Origin of the sequence: Massilia sp. CT11-108, assembly GCF_047302915.1 — a bacterium.
GTDB classification, from domain to species: domain Bacteria; phylum Pseudomonadota; class Gammaproteobacteria; order Burkholderiales; family Burkholderiaceae_D; genus Telluria; species Telluria orientalis.
Window position 1 is genome coordinate 1 of the sequence record NZ_JBKYMO010000919.1, and the last position, 1,316, is coordinate 1,316.

The following is a 1,316-nucleotide window of genomic DNA, read 5'->3' on the forward strand; positions in this document are numbered from 1 at the left end:
CAGCAGCGCGGGACGGCCGTGGCGCTGTTTCTGCGCATCGCGCGCGAGGGCCGCCTTGTACATCAGGCCCACACGTTCCGGGCTGTTGCGCGTGCCCATCAGCGCGAAGCCGGCGGCGCCCAGCGCCAGCCGGCGCGCGTCGTCGGCGCGCAGCGTTTCCAGTGCGGCGACGAGTTCATTTTGTTCAAACACGTCCGGCAGCATCCACACGGCGTCGTGCGGGAATTCCGCCATCGCGCCGTTGGCGTTGATGATCACGGGCAGGCCGTAGATCATGCAGTCGAGGACCGTGCCCGACGTCTCGCCGCGCGAGCTGGTGCGCAGCTGCACGCCGAGGTCGGCGGCCTGCAGCCAGCGCAAATAATCGTCGTCCGACGTCCAGCCGGAGATGCGCACGCGTTCGCCGGCATGGGCGGCGGCGATGGTGTCCGTCATCTGGCGGCCGTAGTCGCCGCCGTGGTTGGCGCCGACGAACACGAGGTGGCAACTGGCGTCGCCGTGCAGGCTGGAAGCGAGCCAGGCCTGCAGCAGTTCCAGGCAGTGCTTGGTGGGCGCGACGAAGCCGAAGTTACAGACGACGAAGGCGTCGTCCGCGATGCCGAGCGCGCGCCGCGCCTGCATGCGGTCGTTCTCGGCCGGCACGGCGCGGGGCAGCTGCGCCGGGCTCCAGTCGGCGCCGGCCTCCGGGCCGTACCACTCGCGCGCGAGCTGGCGCGCGTAGTCGGAGTGGACGATCACGTGCGACGCGTCCTGCAGGATCTCCAGGTTGCACGGGTAGTCCTGCTTGGCGCGTTCGAGGCCGTCCGGCGCCATGCTCGCCTGCACGGCCGCGTAGCCGTGCGAGTGGAGCAGGCTGCGCGTCCACACGTCCGGCATCGCGCCCGTGACCTGCTCGTACGAGAGCATGCCGCTCAGGAAGAAGTCGTGCAGCACGACGACACCAGGATGGCGCTGCAGCAGCGGCATCATGTGGCTGTGGAACGGGCTGTTGCCGAACTGGTAGACGATGTGCCGGTAGCGGTCCGGATGCGCGTCGAGCCATGCGGGCGGATGCCGCGGCAGGTGCGCGAGTTCCGGCGGCAGTGCCACCTCCGCCTGGTGGACGATCAGTTCCACGTCGAAGTGGGGCAGCAGCGTGGGCAGCACGCGCACGGCGTAGTCGGCGACGCCCGTGCGTTCCGGCGGCAGCGGCGACAGGAAGGCGATGCGCGGCTTCTCGGGCGCGTCTTGCGCCGGCGCGGCCGCATGCGCTTCCAGCGCGGCGATCGCGCGGCGGGCGCTGTTGTCCCAGCTGAACTTGCGCGCCTGGACGGCGC

The 1,316-nt window shown here is 70.8% G+C and carries 1 protein-coding gene; it reads right to left on the minus strand.

All coding sequences use genetic code 11. The annotated features are described in order from the left end of the window. Positions 1 to 1,316 (minus strand): glycosyltransferase family 4 protein (locus ACEN88_RS31985; protein ID WP_413346218.1); only part of this gene is annotated, 1,316 nt, incomplete at both ends.